This is a genomic window from Metabacillus sp. 113a, from assembly GCF_050107635.1.
GTDB lineage: Bacteria > Bacillota > Bacilli > Bacillales > Bacillaceae > Metabacillus_B.
Genome location: NZ_JBNILJ010000005.1, coordinates 47,961 through 67,498 on the forward strand (window position 1 = coordinate 47,961; position 19,538 = coordinate 67,498).

General features: G+C 43.4%; 17 protein-coding genes and 1 riboswitch. Of the genes, 9 read left to right on the forward strand and 8 right to left on the reverse strand.

Annotation, left to right across the window (positions count from 1 at the left end; translation table 11 throughout):
• Positions 1–50: 50 nt before the first annotated feature.
• The 3 genes from ACQCVE_RS10345 to ACQCVE_RS10355 form a co-directional block, all read right to left on the reverse strand.
• Positions 51–260: a hypothetical protein gene (locus ACQCVE_RS10345; RefSeq protein ID WP_426844957.1), complete on the reverse strand. Its 210-nt coding sequence runs from the start codon at positions 258–260 to the stop codon at positions 51–53.
• A gap of 68 nt (positions 261–328) precedes the next feature.
• Positions 329–1,780 carry an aldehyde dehydrogenase gene (gene aldA / locus ACQCVE_RS10350; RefSeq protein ID WP_426862705.1) on the reverse strand — a complete coding sequence of 484 codons (1,452 nt, stop codon included), beginning with the start codon at positions 1,778–1,780 and terminating at the stop codon, positions 329–331.
• A 379-nt stretch (positions 1,781–2,159) separates the two neighbouring features.
• A complete protein-coding gene (locus ACQCVE_RS10355) occupies positions 2,160–2,477 on the reverse strand; it encodes a hypothetical protein (RefSeq protein ID WP_426844959.1) in 318 nt (105 codons plus the stop codon).
• 339 nt (positions 2,478–2,816) lie between these two features.
• Between ACQCVE_RS10355 and ACQCVE_RS10360 the strand changes: the two genes are divergently transcribed.
• Both ACQCVE_RS10360 and ACQCVE_RS10365 read left to right on the forward strand, forming a co-directional pair.
• A complete protein-coding gene (locus tag ACQCVE_RS10360; RefSeq protein WP_426844960.1) occupies positions 2,817–3,545 on the forward strand; it encodes a Bax inhibitor-1/YccA family protein in 729 nt (242 codons plus the stop codon).
• 237 nt (positions 3,546–3,782) lie between these two features.
• Positions 3,783–3,938, forward strand: a complete 156-nt coding sequence (locus ACQCVE_RS10365) for a transcriptional regulator SplA domain-containing protein (protein ID WP_426844961.1) — start codon at positions 3,783–3,785, stop codon at positions 3,936–3,938.
• 357 nt (positions 3,939–4,295) lie between these two features.
• On the opposite strand, the gene ACQCVE_RS10370 is transcribed toward ACQCVE_RS10365, so the two are convergent.
• Positions 4,296–4,937 carry an MOSC domain-containing protein gene (locus tag ACQCVE_RS10370; RefSeq protein WP_426862707.1) on the reverse strand — a complete coding sequence of 214 codons (642 nt, stop codon included), beginning with the start codon at positions 4,935–4,937 and terminating at the stop codon, positions 4,296–4,298.
• A 142-nt stretch (positions 4,938–5,079) separates the two neighbouring features.
• Positions 5,080–5,245: riboswitch (M-box (ykoK) riboswitch) on the forward strand.
• Positions 5,246–5,494: 249 nt separating this feature from the next.
• Between ACQCVE_RS10370 and mgtE the strand changes: the two genes are divergently transcribed.
• On the forward strand, positions 5,495–6,853 hold the full coding sequence (gene mgtE / locus ACQCVE_RS10375) for a magnesium transporter (protein ID WP_426862709.1): 1,359 nt from the start codon (positions 5,495–5,497) through the stop codon (positions 6,851–6,853).
• A gap of 25 nt (positions 6,854–6,878) precedes the next feature.
• Here the strand turns inward: mgtE and ACQCVE_RS10380 are convergent, their stop codons facing one another.
• Entirely contained in the window at positions 6,879–7,064 is a 186-nt protein-coding gene (locus ACQCVE_RS10380) for an aspartyl-phosphate phosphatase Spo0E family protein (RefSeq protein ID WP_426862711.1), read from the reverse strand.
• A 241-nt stretch (positions 7,065–7,305) separates the two neighbouring features.
• Between ACQCVE_RS10380 and ACQCVE_RS10385 the strand changes: the two genes are divergently transcribed.
• A complete protein-coding gene (locus ACQCVE_RS10385) occupies positions 7,306–9,006 on the forward strand; it encodes a methyl-accepting chemotaxis protein (RefSeq protein ID WP_426862713.1) in 1,701 nt (566 codons plus the stop codon).
• Between the two features lie 45 nt (positions 9,007–9,051).
• On the opposite strand, the gene ACQCVE_RS10390 is transcribed toward ACQCVE_RS10385, so the two are convergent.
• Complete coding sequence (locus ACQCVE_RS10390) at positions 9,052–9,381, reverse strand: MerR family transcriptional regulator (RefSeq protein ID WP_426844966.1); 330 nt, start codon at positions 9,379–9,381, stop codon at positions 9,052–9,054.
• Between the two features lie 436 nt (positions 9,382–9,817).
• Here ACQCVE_RS10390 and ACQCVE_RS10395 point away from each other — a divergent pair, with 436 nt between their 5' ends.
• The 3 genes from ACQCVE_RS10395 (at position 9,818) to ACQCVE_RS10405 (ending at position 11,443) form a co-directional block, all read left to right on the forward strand.
• Entirely contained in the window at positions 9,818–9,982 is a 165-nt protein-coding gene (locus ACQCVE_RS10395) for a hypothetical protein (RefSeq protein ID WP_426844967.1), read from the forward strand.
• Positions 9,983–10,516: 534 nt separating this feature from the next.
• Positions 10,517–10,699: a Fur-regulated basic protein FbpA gene (fbpA, locus tag ACQCVE_RS10400; protein WP_426844968.1), complete on the forward strand. Its 183-nt coding sequence runs from the start codon at positions 10,517–10,519 to the stop codon at positions 10,697–10,699.
• 282 nt (positions 10,700–10,981) lie between these two features.
• Positions 10,982–11,443 (forward strand): MarR family winged helix-turn-helix transcriptional regulator, encoded by a 462-nt coding sequence (locus ACQCVE_RS10405; protein ID WP_426844969.1) that lies wholly within the window; start codon positions 10,982–10,984, stop codon positions 11,441–11,443.
• 39 nt (positions 11,444–11,482) lie between these two features.
• On the opposite strand, the gene ACQCVE_RS10410 is transcribed toward ACQCVE_RS10405, so the two are convergent.
• Positions 11,483–12,307, reverse strand: a complete 825-nt coding sequence (locus ACQCVE_RS10410; protein ID WP_426862715.1) for a hypothetical protein — start codon at positions 12,305–12,307, stop codon at positions 11,483–11,485.
• Positions 12,308–12,470: 163 nt separating this feature from the next.
• Here ACQCVE_RS10410 and ACQCVE_RS10415 point away from each other — a divergent pair, with 163 nt between their 5' ends.
• The gene (locus tag ACQCVE_RS10415) at positions 12,471–14,159 is read left to right on the forward strand and encodes an EAL domain-containing protein (RefSeq protein WP_426844971.1); all 1,689 of its coding nucleotides are present in this window, start codon (positions 12,471–12,473) and stop codon (positions 14,157–14,159) included.
• A gap of 362 nt (positions 14,160–14,521) precedes the next feature.
• A complete protein-coding gene (locus tag ACQCVE_RS10420; RefSeq protein ID WP_426844972.1) occupies positions 14,522–17,593 on the forward strand; it encodes an efflux RND transporter permease subunit in 3,072 nt (1,023 codons plus the stop codon).
• Between the two features lie 47 nt (positions 17,594–17,640).
• Here the strand turns inward: ACQCVE_RS10420 and ACQCVE_RS10425 are convergent, their stop codons facing one another.
• Positions 17,641–19,470, reverse strand: coding sequence for a DNA ligase D (locus ACQCVE_RS10425; protein WP_426862846.1), 1,830 nt, complete (start codon positions 19,468–19,470; stop codon positions 17,641–17,643).
• Between the last annotated feature and the right edge of the window lie 68 nt (positions 19,471–19,538).

Consider the following 19,538-nt stretch of genomic DNA (forward strand, 5'->3'; position numbering starts at 1 on the left):
ACTCTGGTTTTATTGTCCGTACTTGCAGTTTTATTGTCCGTATTCTGATTTTATTGTCCGTACTTTTCATATAAAGACTTTTCGGCATAATTCGAGCATGTTCGCGCTGTTCTAAGGGCAGAAATTCCACCCGGTTTTGTCCCCATCGGCCGGTTTCTCGCATCGCAGCTGCGGGGTCTTCTCATTTGTCCCGCAGGATATAGCTCGGAGTATGTCGCTTTCCGCTCAAAGCAGCCTGATAAAAACAAAACGATTTTCATAATGAAACCCCCGTTTCAGTGTGAACAACGGGGGTTTCTCAGCTGGACGTTTAGACAGCCCATGCTGCTTATTTTATATCGGTCTTATATTGCATGTAGACAACCTGCGTCACAAGGAAATCCTCCAGCCCGTGCTTGCCATCTGCACCGCCAAGGCCGGATTGTCTCATGCCGGCATGATAGCCTTGAACGGCTTCAAAGTTTTCCCTGTTGACAAAAGTTTCGCCAAAGCGGAGGTTATTGGATACGTACATCGCTTCGTTATAGTCATCGGTATAGACAGATGAAGATAACCCGTATATGGAATCATTTGCCATCCGAATCGCTTCATCCAGGTCCGTATAGGTAGTAACCGGAAGAACAGGTCCAAAGATTTCGTCTTTCATGATATCCATGTCATCCGTCACATTGGCAAGAACAGTTGGTTCAAGGAAGAAGCCGCCGTTCAATCCTTCAGGACGCTTGCCGCCAGCCATGACCTTTGCTCCTTCATCAATTGCCTGCTGCAAAGCATCTTCCACCGTTTTCAAGCGGTCGGCGCTGACTAACGGCCCCATTTCTGCATCTCGGTCGTTAACGGCGTCTCCGACTTTCACCTTTTTGAATGCAGCTGCAAGTTTATCAATAAATTCGTCGGCAACGGATTCATGCACATAAACTCTTTCTGCATTCGTACATGCTTGTCCGGCATTGGTAATCCGGGAAGTTTTAATGTTTTCTACCGCTAAATCCAGATCAGCATGCTTCGTTACGATGGCCGGAGCTTTACCGCCAAGTTCAAGATTGACTTTCGTGATGTTTTGGGCAGCAGCTTCCATAACCTTTGTTCCGGCTCCGATGCTCCCTGTCATCGTAATCATCGCTACTTTCGGACTGCTGGCCAGAGCGTTTCCGATCGTGGAGCCTGTACCGGTAATCATATTGTAAACACCTTTAGGAAGGTCCAGGTTCGAGATGATTTTGGTTAATTCAGCTGCGGTGTTTGGAGTCTGCTGACTCGGCTTTAATACGATAGAGCATCCTGCGATCAAAGCGGTAGCTACTTTTCTTGCAAAGATAAAGACCGGAAAGTTCCATGGAACGATGCCGCCGATAACTCCGATCGGGCGTTTATGAAGAAAGATATTCTCATTTGGACGGTCACTTTGTATGACTTCTCCCTCGATTCTTCTTGCCCATTCAGACATGTATCGAAAATAATCAACAGCAAGGTCTACTTCCGCAGAGGACTGTTCATACGGCTTACCTTGCTCTTCAGATAGCAGGGTAATCATTTTTTCCCGATTCTTCTCAATTTCGTCACCAATTTGACGGACAATTTTCCCCCGTTTATTAGAAGGGACTTTCTCCCACTCTATTTGTGCCTTATAAGCCGCGTCAATCGCCTTTTCTGCATCTTCTTCTGTGCTGTCCGGAATACGGGATATCACTTCCCCGTTTGAAGGATTAACAATATCAATCCACTCGCTGGAAGAAGAATCAACATATTCACCGTTAATATAAAGCTTATGCTCTTGCATGTTTGAATGCCTCCTCTTTCAATCTGTGTCTACTAAGGTGTTCCACGTTAATTTGCATCTGAAACATTTGAACCGGTTAAAAAAACGGAAGTCTAGTGGAAAAGGCCGTTTCTAGCAGGTATTTGCCCATAAGCAAGAATCGCGAAAAAGGCTGACATACAGCTTTCGGTGTCATACGTTCCTGGAGCTGAAGATAAAAAAATTCTTTATTACTGGGTTATTCCTCATACATAAGAGGGGTATATCATACTATGTTCAGATGAAATCGTTCTTTGAAATTTAGCTGAGACGCAGATGGCAAGCGAATCTGTTTAACTTGTTCAGCAGGAGAGGGGAGTCTTAGATGGAAAATACAATGGAGGAGCGGGACCCATCCAAATCATTTTTGCCAATTGTTTTTTAATTCGTTCATGGTTTTGCCTATCCACACTTTTTTCAGTTCATCTGAAAAGACAAAATCCTTTGACTGAAGCAGTCTGAGATCCAGGTGGATCAGCCTGGACTGGATCAGCCTTCTTTTTATGTACAGGCATTCAAGTTTTAGCTGCATATGTGAATCCATTAAAGAATGGAAGGTTTGCAGCCCGCCTGTCAGCTGCTGGAGGTACTCTCGATACATATATAGCATTTTTCGGTTTTGAAACGATTCGATTTTCCTGAAGATCTGCTTAGTCGTTCCTGCTAATGGATTTTTCAATTCCACTCACGCTCCGATCAGCTTGTTTTTCATTCATTATATGGAGAATATGAGCTAAAAAGAAGAAGGTTTCTAAGGCGGATCCGTATTAAATACTTAAACTTGGCTGTTGATTTCCGCTGCACGCGTTCACTTTCCGCGGGGCGGGCGGTGAGCCTCGCGACTGCGGGGTCTCACCTGTCCCGCTGCTCTTAGCTCGGAGTCTCACGCCTTCCGCTCCAATCAACAGGTGTGAAAAATCAACACCATGCTTTAATAAAGCAACATAATAAGGAAAAGTGAAACCATTTTTAAATACGTTTCGTAATAGGATAATTAAGAAAAAGGAGAGGATTCACATTGAGAACGGCTAATCCTGTAATGAAGTCTTTTGAAAAACAATTCGGCTATACAGGCGGTAAACGGATGACCCTAATGGGGACTGTGCACAAATCCTTTTTGCTGCTGTTTATTTTAGTTGTATCAGCAGGTGCAACCTGGGCATATGCAGCGCAAGGGGATAATGTGGCGCCGATGATGATAACCGGAGCCATCGGGGGACTGATCTTTGCGTTAATTACAAGCTTTGCCCCAAAAGCCTCTCCCATTACAGCTCCTGTATATGCGGTTCTTGAGGGAATGTTCGTTGGAGGAATTTCTGCTTATTATTCAAGTATATATGAAGGAATCGTTATGCAGGCCGTACTTATTACAATGGGGATCTTCCTTGGGCTGCTTCTTGTATACCGAAGCGGGCTGATTCAAGTAACTCGTAATTTCCGGCTTGGCGTGGCTGCAGCCACGATGGGCGTTTTTATGGTTTATCTGATTTCTTTCGTTCTTAGTTTTTTTGGGATTGCAGTCCCGTTTCTCCATGAATCAAATATGATTGGAATAATCATTTCTCTTGTAATTATCGTGATTGCTGCTTTGAATCTCGTTTTGGATTTTGATTTTATTGAACACGGGGCTGCAAGCGGACTGCCTAAACATATGGAATGGTATGGCGGATTTGCTTTGCTGGTCACGCTAGTATGGCTGTACCTGGAAATTCTTCGCCTTCTTTCGAAGATTAATTCCAGAAGCTAACGGCAGCTGCCTCCTTAAAATGAAGGCTTTGTTAAAGCATAGTGTCGGTTTTGGCAGATTCCGGGCTAAGATAAGAGCAGCGGGACACGTAAGACCCTGCAGGCGAACAGCGGCGGAGAGGACTACCGCCGCCTGCCCAGCTGCAATTATCAGACCAATTGAACTTAGACTTGATGAAAAAGGGGTTTTTTTATCGGCAATTGGAATACTAAGGGAAATGTGAAGGGGGGGACCAGATTGGAACACCGCGAAGATGAAAAGCAAATCCTGAATATAGACCCAGCAAGGCTTGTTCAGCATCCGAAGAATAAAGATGGCGCTGCGCTATTTTTAAAAGAATCTTATCATTTGCTTTCTGAAGAAGATGTGGGCCTGCCATCTGAGGATAGGTAAGGAGAGGCCGATCATGCTTTAGATTCCTTACTCTCACAGCCTTAATTTTAGTTTCAACCGGATTCCCATGTACAGTGGCGGGAGATTGAGTTTTCCAACCATCCGGGGTTCCCTGGCCGAAGAAGTGAGGGCAAAGACAAATGTTCATTTTGTAGTCTCGAGTACAGAGAATTAGCAGACATAGTTGGGGTTGGAGCTTTGCTCCGGCCCATTTTTTCAGTCTGAACGTGGTCCGAGCTGAAAATTCTGCTTTAGATCACAAAACAATCTCTTCAGCCTTCTTGCTAAATAACAAAATACTCGAGACAAGACAATTCTTGCACCCCGGCCGGCATTGCCTTCTGCAAAACAGCGCAGTTAATCTTCAAGCCTCTTGGATAAAGCCCTCAATTTTCCTTTCCAATCCTCTGCAAGCTGCTGGACTTCCAGTATCTTTTGAATGGCTGCAGCGTCCCTGCGGTTATGAAAGAAGGTATGGTGAATATCTGCTACAGAGATGGATGTTGTCCGCTTTATCAGCTGAATACAATCTGTATTCCTAATTACTCCAGGCCTGATAACTCTAAAAAAATAGCCTGTATAGCCAGTCTCAATCACTCTTGAAAGAAGCTGATTGATACCGGTATGCCGGTTGATCGTCGCACAAGGATAGCGTCCTTGCGATATTTCTGCCAGTACAGTTCCGATTTCGTATTGGTCCCCTATGCAGACCTCTTTCTCGGTCAACCCGGAAAGTGTTAAGTTTTCACCAAAGGCTGCATGCTGCAATTCCTTGCCGAATTCTTCCTTCCATACATTATAATGTTCATATGGATAGACACACAGTACCCGGTCAGGACCGCCGTGAAATGAGTGATTGGCAACATCATCGTCAAATACTTTTTCTGCTGAGACCGTAAGCTCTGCAGCTGGTGATTTGCTGATTCCTGATTCATATGCTTTTCCGTGCTGATCCATCAGCCGTTTAGGTTTTCCTTTGCTCAGGTATTCAATTCTCATCGCGGACACCTTCCTCATAAAAATAGGCGCTTTATTCCCCTCATCCATCCTCGTTTTTGCATAAGATGAAGAAGAAATCGGCTTAGTTTGAATTTGATTGACAGGTTTCGTGAAATTATGTAATGTCAATGTGTGAATACAATATATTCTTCGTTAGGTGAGGCTCCTGTGTGGAGAGACGCTGCTGCCCAAAAATGTCCAAAGACGCCAATGGGTCAACAGGAATCATCGGCTTAAGGTGATTTTTAATGCAGCTGGATCTTTTTCCTATGCTGCACAGTGCTAAAGCTCTACGATGGAAGAATGAAATGCTTGTTTTTTGCACGCCTTCATTCCCGGTGTGTTTTTTTTATAGGGTTAGCTGCTTAGCGAGCACTCAGTAAGTTAATCATATCACTTGAATTAATTTTTTGGGAGGTAACGGCATGGAAATTCCCCGATCGGAAATGTCACAGACGATTGATTCAGATACTCACAGTATGCATTTCGCGGAATGGAACCTGCCTTTACTCTTTGCTGTCTGGGAGGCCTCCGCGGAATAGTAAGGAGGACACCTCATGGTGAAAAATATGACATATGATGAAATCCTGCTGCGGATTATCCTTCTTCTGCGTGATGGCAAGCGCAAGGAATTCAGGGAACTGATTGAAGAGCTCCAGCCCTACGATATGGCGAGTGTTTTTAAAGAAATGCCTGAAAAACACTATGCCCGCTTTTTATCCTTTATGAATGTTGACGATATTACGGTTCTGATGCAGGAATTAGAAAGACCTTATCAGCTTGCCCTTTTTAATAAAATCGGCAAGGTTAAAGGCGTTCATGTAATGAATAAAATGGATAATGACGATCTGGCACAGCTTTTGGAGGAACTGGATTCTGAGCTGAAAGATCAATTGCTTTCAAGTATGGAACAAGAAGAGTCCGAAGCAGTTCAAACGCTGATGAATTACCCGCCAGAGACAGCTGGACGGATCATGACCAATCGATATGTATGGATTCCGAACCATTATACGGTCCGGGATGCTGTAGTCAAGCTCAAATCCTTCGCGGAAATTGCAGAAGCAATCAATTATCTATATGTCATAAATGAACAAAAGCAGCTTGTAGGAGTCATTTCTTACAGAGACCTGATTTTAGGTGAACGTGATGAACTGATTGAAGACATCATGTATACACGTGTTATATCCATTAAAGCAGATGCCGATCAGGAGGAAGTAGCCAGACTGATTGAACGGTATGACTTTCTGGCTTTGCCAGTAGTTGAGGAAAACCACGTACTTGCAGGAATTGTTACAGTAGATGACGTGATTGATATCGTAATCCAAGAAGCCAATGAGGACTATGAAAAATTTGCCGCCTCCGGAAAATCCATTGATTTTGAAACGAAGGCATTAACCGCAGCATATCGCCGGCTCCCCTGGCTGATTTTGCTGCTGTTCATCGGTTTGGTTTCCGGAAGCATTATTAGTGTATTTGAAGGAACATTAAATGAGGTGGTAGCCCTCGCCTTTTTTATGCCAATGATTGCGGGTATGACAGGGAATACAGGTACTCAGTCTCTAGCCGTAGTGATTCGCGGCCTCGGACAAAATGATCTGGATGCCAGAATGGTTGCAGGGCTGATACTCAGGGAACTCAGGGTCGGACTGTTAATAGGGGCCGTCTGCGGAATGTTGATTACTGCTATTGCTGTGATTTGGCAGGGAAATCCGCTGCTCGGACTGGTAGTCGGTTCATCCTTGTTTTTAACCCTGATCATTGGTACGATGGCCGGCACCGTCATTCCAATTGTGCTCAACAAATTCGGAATTGATCCTGCCATAGCATCCGGACCCCTGATTACAACCCTGAATGACATTTTGTCCCTGCTTATCTACTTTGGCATTGCCACTTCATTTCTCCAGCATTTACAATAAAAAAGCTGACTCAGTTCATTCTGAATCAGCTTTTTTTTATAGGGCCAAAGGATCGGTTTGTACTCTGATGAGTCGGCTGGGAGCTCATATTGAGAAGTTTATCCAAATGCTGGCTTGCTCTTACCGTTTCTTTTGCAGTATATCCATGCTTCCCGGCAATATCAACCATTCTCTGGCGATACTTTTCCACAACCGATTCATACAGATTCACCGAACTCCCTCCCTTTTCATTTTATTGTTTTCCCTTTTCCGGATGGCAACGATTCCTTCTGCTTATATTATATCGAAAGAATAATCAGTAATGAAAGGATTATTTAGGAAAAGAGTTAGACAAAAAAGTGCATTATTTGACAAAAATCTCATTAATTTGCTGAATATACATAAAAGTCATTTCTTTTAGAACTTTCTAATAGTAAAATAGGAGGGGGAATTTAGAATCAGGGGGGATACAGATGATAAAAAAAGAAAAAAAACCGAAAAGTGTCAGAAAGCTGCTTGTAACGGGCTTTAGTATTTTGATCGGTTTAAGTGTACTGATGGCAGCATTGAACTTCGGAGTTATTTACAAAACTAAAATGGATACAGAACGGATTGTTAATAAAGAAACGGCTGCGCTGATACTGGATGAAAAGCTATCCTATAATCTTGCACAGCAGGCTTCATCCATCAGAGCCTATTTTCTTTATGAAAATCCTTCTTATAAAGAAGAATACGAAGCACTGAAAAAAGAAGGAGCAGCTTTACAGCAGCAGTTATTGGATCTGAATTCTTCAGAGGAGATCAAAATCTTAATTGCCAAAACGAGAAACTGGCAAAAGCTGTTAGAGGAGGAAGTGATTGAACCGTATGAAGGTGGGTTCAGAATCCAGGCTGTTCAAACATTAGCGAAAGAACCGCAAACCGTGTCCAATGAACTGATAAAAGAATATCAGGAAATTGCTCAGCAAAGAGAAACACAGATCATGGATTCGGGTAATCAGATTATAAGCGGAGGAGAAACTGCTTCACTCATCATCCTTATTCTTTCTGCACTTATTGTCTCAGCAGGACTATACATAGCTTTTCGAATGTCTAAAATGATCGCAGGTCCCATTTCCCTTCTTACAAAAAAACTGAATGAAATAACTGAAGGACAGCTTACCAGAGAAGCCCTTCCCTCCAATTCCAAGAATGAGCTGGGACTGCTGATTAATTCGGCAAACACGATGAACGATACCCTCATTTCACTTGTCGATGGAATTAAATCGGCCGCAAGGGAGGTTGAATATCAAAGTGACAGACTTCAAAGCTCATCGATACAAGTTAAGGAAGGCAGTGAACAAATCGCTTTTACTATGAATGAGCTGACGCTGGGAGCTGAAAATCAGGCTGGCACGGCTGCAGACATGTCAGAAAATATGGGGCATTTTCTTGCGAAGATCAATGAAGCGGCGGCAGGAGGAGAATCCGCGTCAAAATCATCTGGAGCCGTGCTCAAGGAAACAGAAGCCGGAAGCAGGCTGATGAAACATTCTATAGAAGAAATGAATAAAATCCATAGCATTATGGAGACTTCAGTTACGAAGGTGGCGGGTCTGGATGAGCAATCCAAAAAAATTTCAAAGCTGATGGAAGTCATCCAGTCCATTGCGGACCAAACGAATTTGCTTGCCTTGAATGCCGCGATAGAAGCGGCCAGAGCAGGAGAACACGGGAGGGGTTTTGCGGTGGTAGCTGATGAAGTCCGCAAACTTGCCGAGCAGGTATCCCTTTCAATAGGAGACATTGATCTTATCGTTCAAAGCGTGAGGTCTGAAACAAAGTCGGTTGCAGGAGAGCTGCGCTCAGGGTATGAGCAGGTTCTGATAGGGAAAACTTCAATTGAAAAAACAGGTCAGACGTTCGAGGTGATCCGCGGTCAAGTTGGCGCAGTGACTGCAGGCATCTCAATGATTTCCAGCCGGCTAGAAGATTTGCTTAGCAGAGGAAGAAAGATGGATGAGGCGATAGCTAATATTGCCAGTGTCTCTGAAGAAGCAGCTGCCGGTATTGAGGAAACGGCAGCTGCTGCTGAACAGGCAAATTCTGCGATGGAGAAAGTCAGAGAAAATTCTATACATTTATCAGGACTTTCTGAAAAACTGGCTATGTCGGTGAATGAATTTAAGGGCTGAAAAAAAGGATGTTCCGGGCAGGAACATCCTTTTTAGATGAACACGTTAGTTGCTTTTATACTGAAAATGAGCGTTAAGCTGCCCCTGCAGCATTTTTTTTCGCAGCTGAGCGGGGTTTTTATGCTTTTCTTCTTTTTTTCGAATGTCTTTTAAAATTTCAGTCGTTTGTACTCCTTCTTCTCTGAGGTCCGCTATGTTCATGAGCCGCTCTACATCAAAGAATGAATATTTCCTTGTTCCCTTCGAGCTTCGCTGAGGAGAAATCAGCTGACGCTCTTCATAATACCGGATTTGTCTGACGGACAAACCTGTAAGTTCGCTTACCGTTCCGATTGAGATGACTTTTTTATCCTTGTAAGACCGTTCTTCATGCATTTGACTCACTCCTCTGAGGAAACAAATCTTTCCTCCACTATACAACAGTAAGCCTTGAATATCTCCGGTTGTGTTAGATTTCCTTCCATTTATGCTTCTTCTTAAAAACAACATGTCAGATTTTATATCAAAAACCGGGAATAGGGGAAGAGTGTAAGCTAAACTTGCTTTAACAGCAGGCTATGTTCATTTTGGCGGTTGATTGCAGGCAGCAAGCGGTCGCTCATTCAGGGGCGGGCGGTGAGCCTTCTCTTCACTTCTCAGCAAGGGGGTCGCGCCTATCCGGCTGTTTTCTCTGTAGTCTCACGCTTTACGCTTTAAACAATGGACTGAAACCAACTATAGCTTAACAATAACAGGAAGTCTGTCTGGGATTTCTGGCTGTTTACCAATGAGAGCTAAACTTAGAACCAGTTGAACGAAGGGGGCATAAGAAATGGAACGCGGCAAAGCAATAAAGCTTGCCCAAACTCTGGTCGAGCTGGATTTGAAAAGGGATTTGCTGCTTGAGGAACTGTTGAGGACAGCAGGAAAAGACACGTATGAATTACTGCGCTTTGTCCAAAACGGACAAATCAAGAGGAACAGGCAATCTCCTTAAATGGACGGTTCTCTGAAAATCCGCAAGCCACCCTTGAAGGAAATCGGGATGATACAGTACGGTGATCTCCCTGAACTCTCCATGTTCGAAAACATACAATGAAAGATCAGCTTGCCCGTTTGAGAGAAGCATAAGAGCTGCTGCATCAGGTTCATTTTTATTTAAAAAATAAAAATTATTTTTCTGATCAAAAGCAAAAAGTACAACAGCCATGGGCGATCCCTCTTTCGTATAGGATAGGATCATTGTTCACCATTTTCATAAATCACATACTTTTAAACAATCTTAATATCAGGCTCAGTAATTTTTACAATGGATTAACCGTCCGCTTACAAAGATTGGGTAATGTAGAAGTATGAGATGGCTTTATCAACTTTAAAGTTTTCGGCTGACCTTGCTATTTTTGGAAGATTATCGGGAGGACTGCCTTTTACTTATCAGAGAGTTTTCGCAGAATCATGCAGCTGGCTGCTTAGCGAAAAGTACAGGGCGGCGGCAGGCAGAGCCAATAAAAAGCAGAAGGGGGTAAGAACAATGAGCAAGCTTTTAAAATTCGCACTTGAGGAACAAAGAAATTACTATTCCCAAAAGCTGCTTGCGATTGGGGTTTATAATAATGAAGTTCTTCGAAAAATGACCATTTCTGAGCTGAAAAATGAGTATGTTTACTTTTACCATAGCATCCCGGCCATTAAACGCAAGCCGGCATCACCTTAAAAGAGTTTGCCGGACATGCAGACTCCTTTTTTGTAAATCGCCGGCTTCTTACCGGAAAAGAGTGCTTCATCATACCCTTCAGCTTTCTCCGATCCGTTCACAGGAAAGACACCATTTTTCTGCTTGCTATCCATCTTCTCTATATTGATTCAGTATCCCTTATTTCAGAAAAAACAGGCAATTTGCACCAATGGATAAAATCGCCCTTTAATTCTCTTTGTATTCATAGTAAAATAAAGATAAAATTTGAGAATTTTGAGAATATTTAAGAGGGCGATGAATATGAGATTTTCTTATACTCAAGAAGAAACCGACCGGGCGTTGGCCTTATTCAGGGTTTTTGCGAAAGCGTTTAAGAGTATTTCCGAGCATTCAATCAGGGATAGCAAAGAGCACGGGTTTAACCCGACAGAGTTTGCTGTATTGGAATTGCTGTACACAAAAGGTCCGCAAAAGCTTCAGCAAATCGGATCTAGGCTTCTTCTTGTAAGCGGAAATGTCACGTATGTAATTGATAAGCTGGAAAAGAACGAATACATCGTCCGCCAGCAGGACCCCCGTGACAAGCGGTCTATTTATGCAAAGCTTACAGCCAAAGGGGAAACTTACCTTGATGAAATTTATCCGATTCATGCTCTTCGAATTACGCGTGCTTTTTCAGGGCTTTCAACTGAGGAACAGGATCAGCTGATTCAGCTCTTGAAAAAGGCCGGACTCCACAGTCAGCATTTGCTGTTCAGGTAATGAAAGTGAGCCTGGCGTTTTGCGCCAGGCTCTCACTGTCTATTCTTCATGCCTATGCAGCTGCTTTTCCAGCAGCAGGCTGGCCCCCAAAAAAAATAGATGCGTCAGGACAAGACCTGCACCATCCATAGCATGATGAATCAGAATCACATGATGTTGAACCAGCAAATAATCAGCAGCCAGTAAAAGGATAAAGAGCAGAAGCTTTAAGGTTTTCCATTTTGTAAAAGCGAAAATCGAATAGAACAGGCTGACTGCTATAAAGTAGATGGCGTTTGCAAACGTATGATCCCGGCTTGGTTCCTCAAAAAGACCGAAATGAAACAGTACGGTCGGGCGGATTGCGAACAACAGCCATGTAATGGTGGTTGAGAGGGTAATCATACAGACGTAATGGGTAATAAAAAGAGTTTGGATCCGTCCTTTTTTTAGGAGCCAATACCAAAGTTTTGATATGGAAAATAAGACCGGTATGAAGAAAAAGGTATATGAAGTTTTCCACCAAACATGTTCATATATATCCAGATGCAGAAAAAGGACTTCAATGGCTGAAAATATATAACTGAATATAAGAATGGAAGCTGCCCCCGATTTAAAAAGAGCAGCTACGGTTGCGGCAGCTGGGACTGAGAGACCTTGACTGAATATGGAACCGAAGGTACTATCCACAAAGGGATCCTTAAACACGTCAGGCTTGTACAGATAACAGTTGTACATGACGTACACGACTAATTCAAATAAGTAGGATAAACCTGAATTGAACAGCCATAGCACAATGGCTCTTTTTTTATCTTTTATCCCTGCTGAATAGAGCATTAAACCGGTGAAGATGAACAGGAGAAGGTACCAGAAGAAATTGGGCATATCAGACATCTCCTAGACAGAACGATACCGGTAGTGTTTGCAAAACCGTGCTTTTTAAACAAACTTCTCCTTTACTTGCAGAATAAGCCTTTTTACCCTGCAGAAAGACCAAAACATGTCGATACATAATACATAATCTGTTTTTTTGGAAGGAGGGAGTTTAATGCCTCTAAATCGCCCGTTAAAAAAGGAAGCCTTTAAGCAGGAGAACTCTTTTGAATTCCTGTATGAATTTCATCCTGATGCTATATTACATCTTGCAGAAGATAGAAGGATTCTGAATGCAAATATATCGGCAGCCAAGCTTTTTAATCTTCCCGTCCATGAGCTGTCAGGAGTCAGTTTATCATGTGTTTTGACAGAGGAGTGTTTTTCTGAATCTGAAAAATTGATTCATTCCTCTGTGAAATTACAAACGCCATATTCAGGTGAAGTCTGTCTTCCCTCCGGCAGGGTATGCTGTGTTACGTCTGTTCCTGTATTAACCCAAGATGATGAGCAGGGCGGGGTCTTCTTAAATTTTCATGATGTTACGGACATGAGAAATGCCTATGAGGAACTGCGCGCTTCTTCTTGCTTCGATGAACTTACGATGCTGCCTAATGACCGGACCGTTATGAAAAAATTAGAGGAAATAACGTTAAATGATTCCGGCCGTTCAGCAATTATTAAAGTTAACATTAGCCGGTTTAAATATATCAATGAAATGTTTGGAAAGAACATTGGCGATAAAATCATAAAAGAAATTGGGCAGGAGCTTCGCAGCAGTGTCCCAGCCCCTCATTTTGTCGGGCGTTTTTTCAATGACGAATTCGTGGTTGTAATCGAAAACATTACCGATATAGATGTTTTTTACAGACTCGCAAACGAAACGGCAGAGAACTTCAAAACCCGTTTTTTTACAGAAGGGCGCGAATACAAAGTGAAGGTCAGCTTTGGCGCAGCGATTCATCCGGACCACGGAACAAATCCGGATATGCTGCTGAAGAAGAGTGATCTGGCATTAAAAATAAATAAAGAGTCGGCTATTGGGACGTACAGCGAAGAAAAAAGCCAGGCAATAGAGAGACGGTATTTTTTGCAAAAAGAGCTTATGCACGCTTTAAAAAGGAAGGAGCTCCTGCTCTATTACCAGCCGCAATACGATACGAGGACAAACAGTATTACCGGAATGGAGGTTTTGCTGAGATGGAACCATCCGCTTCTGGGAATTGTTTCTCCAGTTGAATTTATTCCGATCGCGGAAGAAACGGGACTGATAATTGAAATAGGCAAGTGGAGCATGCATGAAGCCTGCCGTCAGCTAAAGGAATGGCAGGCGACAAATTCCCCTGCTTTGCGTCTCAGCATGAATTTATCCATCAAACAGTTCTACCAGCCGGATCTCGTTTCAATGGTATCCCGTGTGTTAGAAGAAAATGGAATCAGCCCGAATCATTTCGAGCTTGAATTTACAGAGAGTCTGTCCATGCATAACAGTGAAATGTTTATCCGGACCATTCAGGAACTGAAAAACATTAAGATTCATTTAAGCATTGATGACTTTGGAACAGGTTACAGCTCATTAAGCTACCTTACTCAGCTTCCTCTCGATAAAATAAAAATTGACCGCAGCTTTGTTCACAATATGCTTAGCAGCAAGCAAGATGAAATTGTCATTAAAGCGATTATCGGGCTTGCTGAAAATCTAGGTCTTCAAATGATTGCAGAAGGAGTGGAATCAGAAGTGCAGGCGCATTTTCTGGGGACCCATGGCTGCCATCATATGCAAGGGTTTCTGTTCAGCAGACCGCTCCCGGAGCATCAAATAACGGAATTGCTTGCAAAACAATCCAAATCACAGCTGCATTGAATTACAGGAAGCTGACAGAAGAAGGAAGAGGCTGTCTGGAAAAAGCAGACCGTTAAAAGGGAGACGCATACCGGCGTTTCCCTTTTATCATCTTAGGCGAGAAGCACCCCACTTCCTGCGGACTCCGGAGCAGGTACCCAAGGGACCGAGAGAAGAGGCTTACAGCAGGACCCTGAAGAGGGGTAATCAGGCTAGCGGGCATCCCAGATCTTTTTGTAAGCTCCTGTTCATTGACCCTGGCAGAATAGCGGCACCAGCCGGCTGCGGGATAAATCTCCGGAAGGATAAACGAGTTAAAAATTGTATTTAAAGGAAAACTATGAAAGAATCTGGTTAACGAATGATTAAAAGGAGTCACTTAAATGAAAATCAGCCTCTTTTCTATAAAAAGACCTATTTTTACATTGGTCACGATGATCCTTGTCCTTATTTTAGGTGCAGTATCCTTTATCGGGATTCCGCTCAAGCTAATCCCGGAATTAAACCCTCCTGTTGGCGTTGTCGTTACAGGCTATCAGGGAGCCGGACCAAAGGAAATTTCAGAAAAGGTCAGCAAGCCGCTCGAAGAATCCCTTTCAACCCTTGAGGGGCTGGACCGGATGACTTCAACCTCTGAAGAAAACTCCAACTTGATTTTGCTCCAGTTTTCCTGGACTTCCAATATTGAGGATTTGGAGAATGAGATCATTGAGAGAATGACATCTGCTCCTCTTCCTGATGGGGCAGACAAGCCGCGTTTTCTTAAATTTGATCCATCACAGTTCCCCATTATCCAGCTGTCTCTGTCCGCTAAAACAGACGAATCAGACAATCTGCAGGTCCTTTCAGAGGATCTGGAAGAGGAACTAGCCAAAATTAAAGGGGTTGCCAGCGTAAGCCTTACCGGTGAATTAACAAATGAGGTAGCGGTTGAACTGGACCAGGAAAAGCTGAAACAGTATCAGCTCTCCCAGGCTGATATAGTCGATAGAATCCGGGCAAATTCCGTATCGTCACCTGGTGATCCAATTATTTCTGACGGTAAAGAGCTGACGACGAGAACACTTAGTGTTATAGATTCTGTGGATATTCTGGAAAACCTGGCAATTGGGAAATCACCTGAAACAGGGGAAAACATATTGCTTAAAGATATGGCAGATGTTTCTCTAAAGCAGAAGGAACAGGAAACCATTACGAGGGAAAATCAGGAGCCTTCGCTGCTTTTGAGCGTCCTTCAGCAATCTGATGCAAATACAGCAGCCGTTTCTGCTGAGTTTCAGGAAAGATTGGAGGAATTGCTCAAGAACGATAAATATAAAAATATTGAATATAACATTATATTTGATCAAGGGGATTACATAGACCGCGCCATCGGCAATATGCTCAGCACGCTCGTTATTGGCGGTGCGCTTGCCATGATTGTACTGTTTTTATTTCTTCGGAATATCCGCAGTCCGCTTATTATCGGTATTGCCATTCCTTACTCAGTCATTGTGACGTTTGTGCTGATGTATTTTTCAAAGTTCACCCTGAATATTATGACCCTCGGCGGTCTTGCCCTTGGGATTGGCATGCTTGTCGATAATGCGATTGTCGTAATCGAAAACATTTACCGGCATCTGTCAATGGGAAAAGCTCCAAAAAAGGCAGCCTATGAAGGAGCGAAGGAAGTGGGGCCTGCGATTATTGCCTCTACTTTAACCACGATTGCAGTGTTTGTCCCGGTTATTTTTATAACAGGGCTGATCGGCGATTTATTTAAAGAGTTTTCGTTGACGATTGCCTTCAGTCTTTTTGCATCACTTGTCGTTGCCTTAACCGTTGTGCCGATGCTTGCTTCTAAATTGCTGATAAAGCCTCCAAAAATGACTGAGTCGAAAAGAAGAGAATCACGCGTGATGAAAGGGTATGAGCGGTCGGTTTCCTGGTGCTTGAGGCACCGGCTGGTTGTTCTGGCCGCAACAGGAGCCCTTTTTGCCGCAAGTATAGCCGGATTAACCAATGTTGGAGCGGTTTTTCTGCCGAACACAGATGAAGGTTTTTTCACGATCCGTACTGAATTGGACAATGGGACTTCCCTGGCTGAGACAGAGAAGGTAGTGGATGCCATCGAGTCCAGCCTATCTGAGAATGAAGCGGTGGATGTGACCGTAAGCTTAATCGGGACTACACAGGAAGAATCATTTAGAGGAACGAATTCTTCCAATATCGCAGAAACGTATGTCAAGCTTACCAAAAAAGAAAATCGGAAGGTGACGGCTTTTGAGCTGGTGGACCAGGTGAAAGAGGAACTCGAAAAAAAAGCCGCTGATCTTAATGCTTCAGCAGAGCTATCCTTTAACCTCCAGTCTACAACCGGTTCAACACCTAATACATTATCATTCAATGTGAAGGATGCGGATAAAGCGCGGTTGGATGAAACAGTTCTTAAAATGGAGCAGGCATTAAAGGAACTGCCTGAGGTAAATAAAGTTGAAACAGATTTAAATGAAACAAGAGAAGAAATTCAGATTCAAGTAGACAGGAAGAAGGCACTGGATCAAGGGCTCACTCCAGCCCAGATAGGAATGGCCGTCGAAACCGTTACAAGAGGAACGAATGCTTTCCAGCTTGACAGCAAGGAGGACAATGAAATTTATGACGTTACCGTCCGTTATAGCGGGAAGGTGACGGACAGTGCTGAATCGCTGAAGAAATTGCTGATCAAGAAGCCACAAGGGGGATTTATCGAACTCGGCGAGGTAGCCTCAGTAAAACGCGGAGAGGCGCCGGCATCTATTCAACGAATCGATAAACAGGATGCGGTGCAATTTTCTATCCTTTACAAGGACTCCGCTAATTTAAGCGAGGTTTCAAATAAAGCAGATAAAAAAATAAAAGATTTATCTATACCTGCTGAAACGGAAATCTCTTTTAGCGGTGACAGGGAACTGCTGGAAGGCTCAATTGATGACATGGTTCTTGCTCTTGTTCTTGCTGTCATTTTCGTCTATATTGTGATGGCTGCCCAGTTTGAATCATTCAAATTTCCGTTCGTGATCATGTTTACGATTCCATTGATGACCATCGGTGTGGCGGGTGCGCTTTTACTGACAGATACCCCGATCAGTTTGTCGTCTGTGATTGGGATTATCGTATTGGTTGGAATCGTCGTCAACAACGCGATAGTCATAGTGGAGTATATCAATCAAAGGAAAAAGCAGGGGATGAGCCTGCCGAATGCTCTTGTTGAGGCATCCTCAGTCAGGCTGCGCCCTATTTTAATGACCGCGCTCACTACCATTCTCGGATTGCTGCCTCTTGCTTTAGGAATTGGGGAAGGCACCGAAATCAACCGTCCGATGGGAATGACCGTAATTGGCGGCTTGCTTGTCAGTACGCTTTTGACACTCTATGTGATCCCAGTGCTTTATAGTCTTTTTGATCAGGAAACGAGGAGAAAAGTTACGTTTTAATCAATTGAGCGGACGGCAGCAAAAAAAACCTCTGAACGATTCAATCATCATAGCTGCTGTTTTGCCTTCTTAATAAATTTTATTATGTCTGAGACTGCTTCGTCTTGGGGGCTGCTTAGGTATCCTTCAAAAGGGCAGCCTCTTTTTTTAATATGCTCAAAAACGGAAACAATCGTAAATTCTTCCGGAGACAGCTCATCAGTTACTTCCTCCCATAAAAGGGGTGCTGCCACCCGGGCTCCCTCAGCTCCTCTAGGTGAATAGGGAGCGACGATGGTTTTCCCTTCTCCATGCTGCAAATAATCCAGATAAAGCTTGCCTCCGCGTTTTTTCTTAAACCGCTCTGTTGTGAATTGATCTGGAAAGCGTTTAGTTAAATAATCCGCGATAAAACCTGTAAAAGTTCTCGTATCTTCAAAGGTCAATTTTTTACCGGATAGGGGAATGTGAACTTGAATCCCTTTTCCGCCGGACAGCTTCGGATAAGAGGCGAGGCCGAACTCCTTGCATAACTGATGAATCTCTTTGGCTGCCATAATCGCAAGGCTGAATTTATCTCCTGATGGAGGATCCAAATCAAAAACAATTTCCATCGGCATCGATTCAAAATACCGTTTAAATGGAAGATGAAACTCAAGCGCAAGCTGATTTCCAAGCCAGACTAAATCTGAAAGATGCCTGCAAATTATGTATTCGATCCCTTCATCTTCAGCAGTCTGCACAAATGAGGGAGCGTAATCCGGTACATTCTTTTGATAAAACCTTTCACCTGAAGTCCCATGAGGATAGCGGATGAGTGTGAGAGCTCTGCTATTCAACAAGGGCAGCATATGGGGGGCTATTTGGATGAGGTAAAGGATATATTGCCTTTTATTAATAGATGGGTTTTCCCATACCGGTTTGTCTGGATGAGTAATCTGGACGTCATGATGAAGAGGGGAGCTGTCGAGCTGAAGCTGCTCCCATGTGCAGAGGGAAGGATCCCCTTTAAATAGAAAAGAATCAAACGAGGGTTCCCTGAATTCGTTTAAAAAGGATAGAAATTTGATTTGAACGCATAATGCAGGCGCGATCTTGAAATGATCCCTGCTGCGGGAAAGGGCATTATTCTTAATGGTTTGAATAAGGGCCTCCCTTTCTTTTCCTTTTATCCCATGTGAAAAAGATCCTGGAGAAATCACAGTATCATCTTTGTACAAACCTGTCTCGAAATAGCCGTTTTCCTGATTGTACGCAGTGATGAAAACAGCAGTGCGGCGGTAGTTCTTTATTTTTTTCCACGTTTCCGTTCTTTTCCCTGCTTCCCATCTTCCTTTTGGCTGTTTTGCGACCATTCCTTCTGCACCATGAAGCTCAATCTGCTCCCAAAGTTCTGCCGGATTGAGTGTATAAGGGATCATTTGGAGCGGGGTCAAGGAGTCAGCTGATGGCATTAGTGGAAACAATAATTGATTAAACAGCATATGAAGGTTTTCTTTTCTTTTATAATAAGGCTCGTTTGAAATTGACTGTCCATTTAGAACAAGAAGGTCGAAAACGAGCAGTCTGCAAGGCTGTTCTGAGGAGTACTGCTGGATTTTGGCTTTGGATTTGAGGCGTCCGCGAGTTTGGAGCTCCTGAAAATCGGCAGTAAAGGCTGTTTTAAGGCACACCAGTTCCCCATCCATGGTCAAGGGAAGATAAGGCTTTAATGCAGGCAGTTTACCAGACACAAATTCAATGATTTCAGGAAATAGCACGGCTAAGTCCTTCCCGTTCCTGCTTACCATGGAAACGGATTCCTCTTCTATGTATAAAATGGCACGAAAGCCATCATACTTCACTTCATAGACCCATTCAGGGCCTTCGGGGATCCTGGATGACAAAACTGGGAGCATCGGCTTCAAGATGAACACCTCATTCATTGAAATAACCTAATCGAGACCGTTTGCTTGCTGTTGTGGAA

Bases quoted from the DNA above. Each gene is read 5' to 3' on its own strand.
- ACQCVE_RS10420 (WP_426844972.1), top strand. From the start codon at position 14,522: ATGAAAATCAGCCTCTTTTCTATAAAAAGACCTATTTTTACATTGGTC.
- mgtE (WP_426862709.1), top strand. From the start codon at position 5,495: ATGGTGAAAAATATGACATATGATGAAATCCTGCTGCGGATTATCCTT.
- ACQCVE_RS10390 (WP_426844966.1), bottom strand. From the start codon at position 9,381: ATGCATGAAGAACGGTCTTACAAGGATAAAAAAGTCATCTCAATCGGA.
- ACQCVE_RS10425 (WP_426862846.1), bottom strand. From the start codon at position 19,470: ATGCTCCCAGTTTTGTCATCCAGGATCCCCGAAGGCCCTGAATGGGTC.
- aldA (WP_426862705.1), bottom strand. From the start codon at position 1,780: ATGCAAGAGCATAAGCTTTATATTAACGGTGAATATGTTGATTCTTCT.
- ACQCVE_RS10395 (WP_426844967.1), top strand. From the start codon at position 9,818: ATGGAACGCGGCAAAGCAATAAAGCTTGCCCAAACTCTGGTCGAGCTG.
- ACQCVE_RS10385 (WP_426862713.1), top strand. From the start codon at position 7,306: ATGATAAAAAAAGAAAAAAAACCGAAAAGTGTCAGAAAGCTGCTTGTA.
- ACQCVE_RS10410 (WP_426862715.1), bottom strand. From the start codon at position 12,307: ATGCCCAATTTCTTCTGGTACCTTCTCCTGTTCATCTTCACCGGTTTA.
- ACQCVE_RS10415 (WP_426844971.1), top strand. From the start codon at position 12,471: ATGCCTCTAAATCGCCCGTTAAAAAAGGAAGCCTTTAAGCAGGAGAAC.
- fbpA (WP_426844968.1), top strand. From the start codon at position 10,517: ATGAGCAAGCTTTTAAAATTCGCACTTGAGGAACAAAGAAATTACTAT.
- ACQCVE_RS10405 (WP_426844969.1), top strand. From the start codon at position 10,982: ATGAGATTTTCTTATACTCAAGAAGAAACCGACCGGGCGTTGGCCTTA.
- ACQCVE_RS10370 (WP_426862707.1), bottom strand. From the start codon at position 4,937: ATGAGAATTGAATACCTGAGCAAAGGAAAACCTAAACGGCTGATGGAT.
- ACQCVE_RS10345 (WP_426844957.1), bottom strand. From the start codon at position 260: ATGAAAATCGTTTTGTTTTTATCAGGCTGCTTTGAGCGGAAAGCGACA.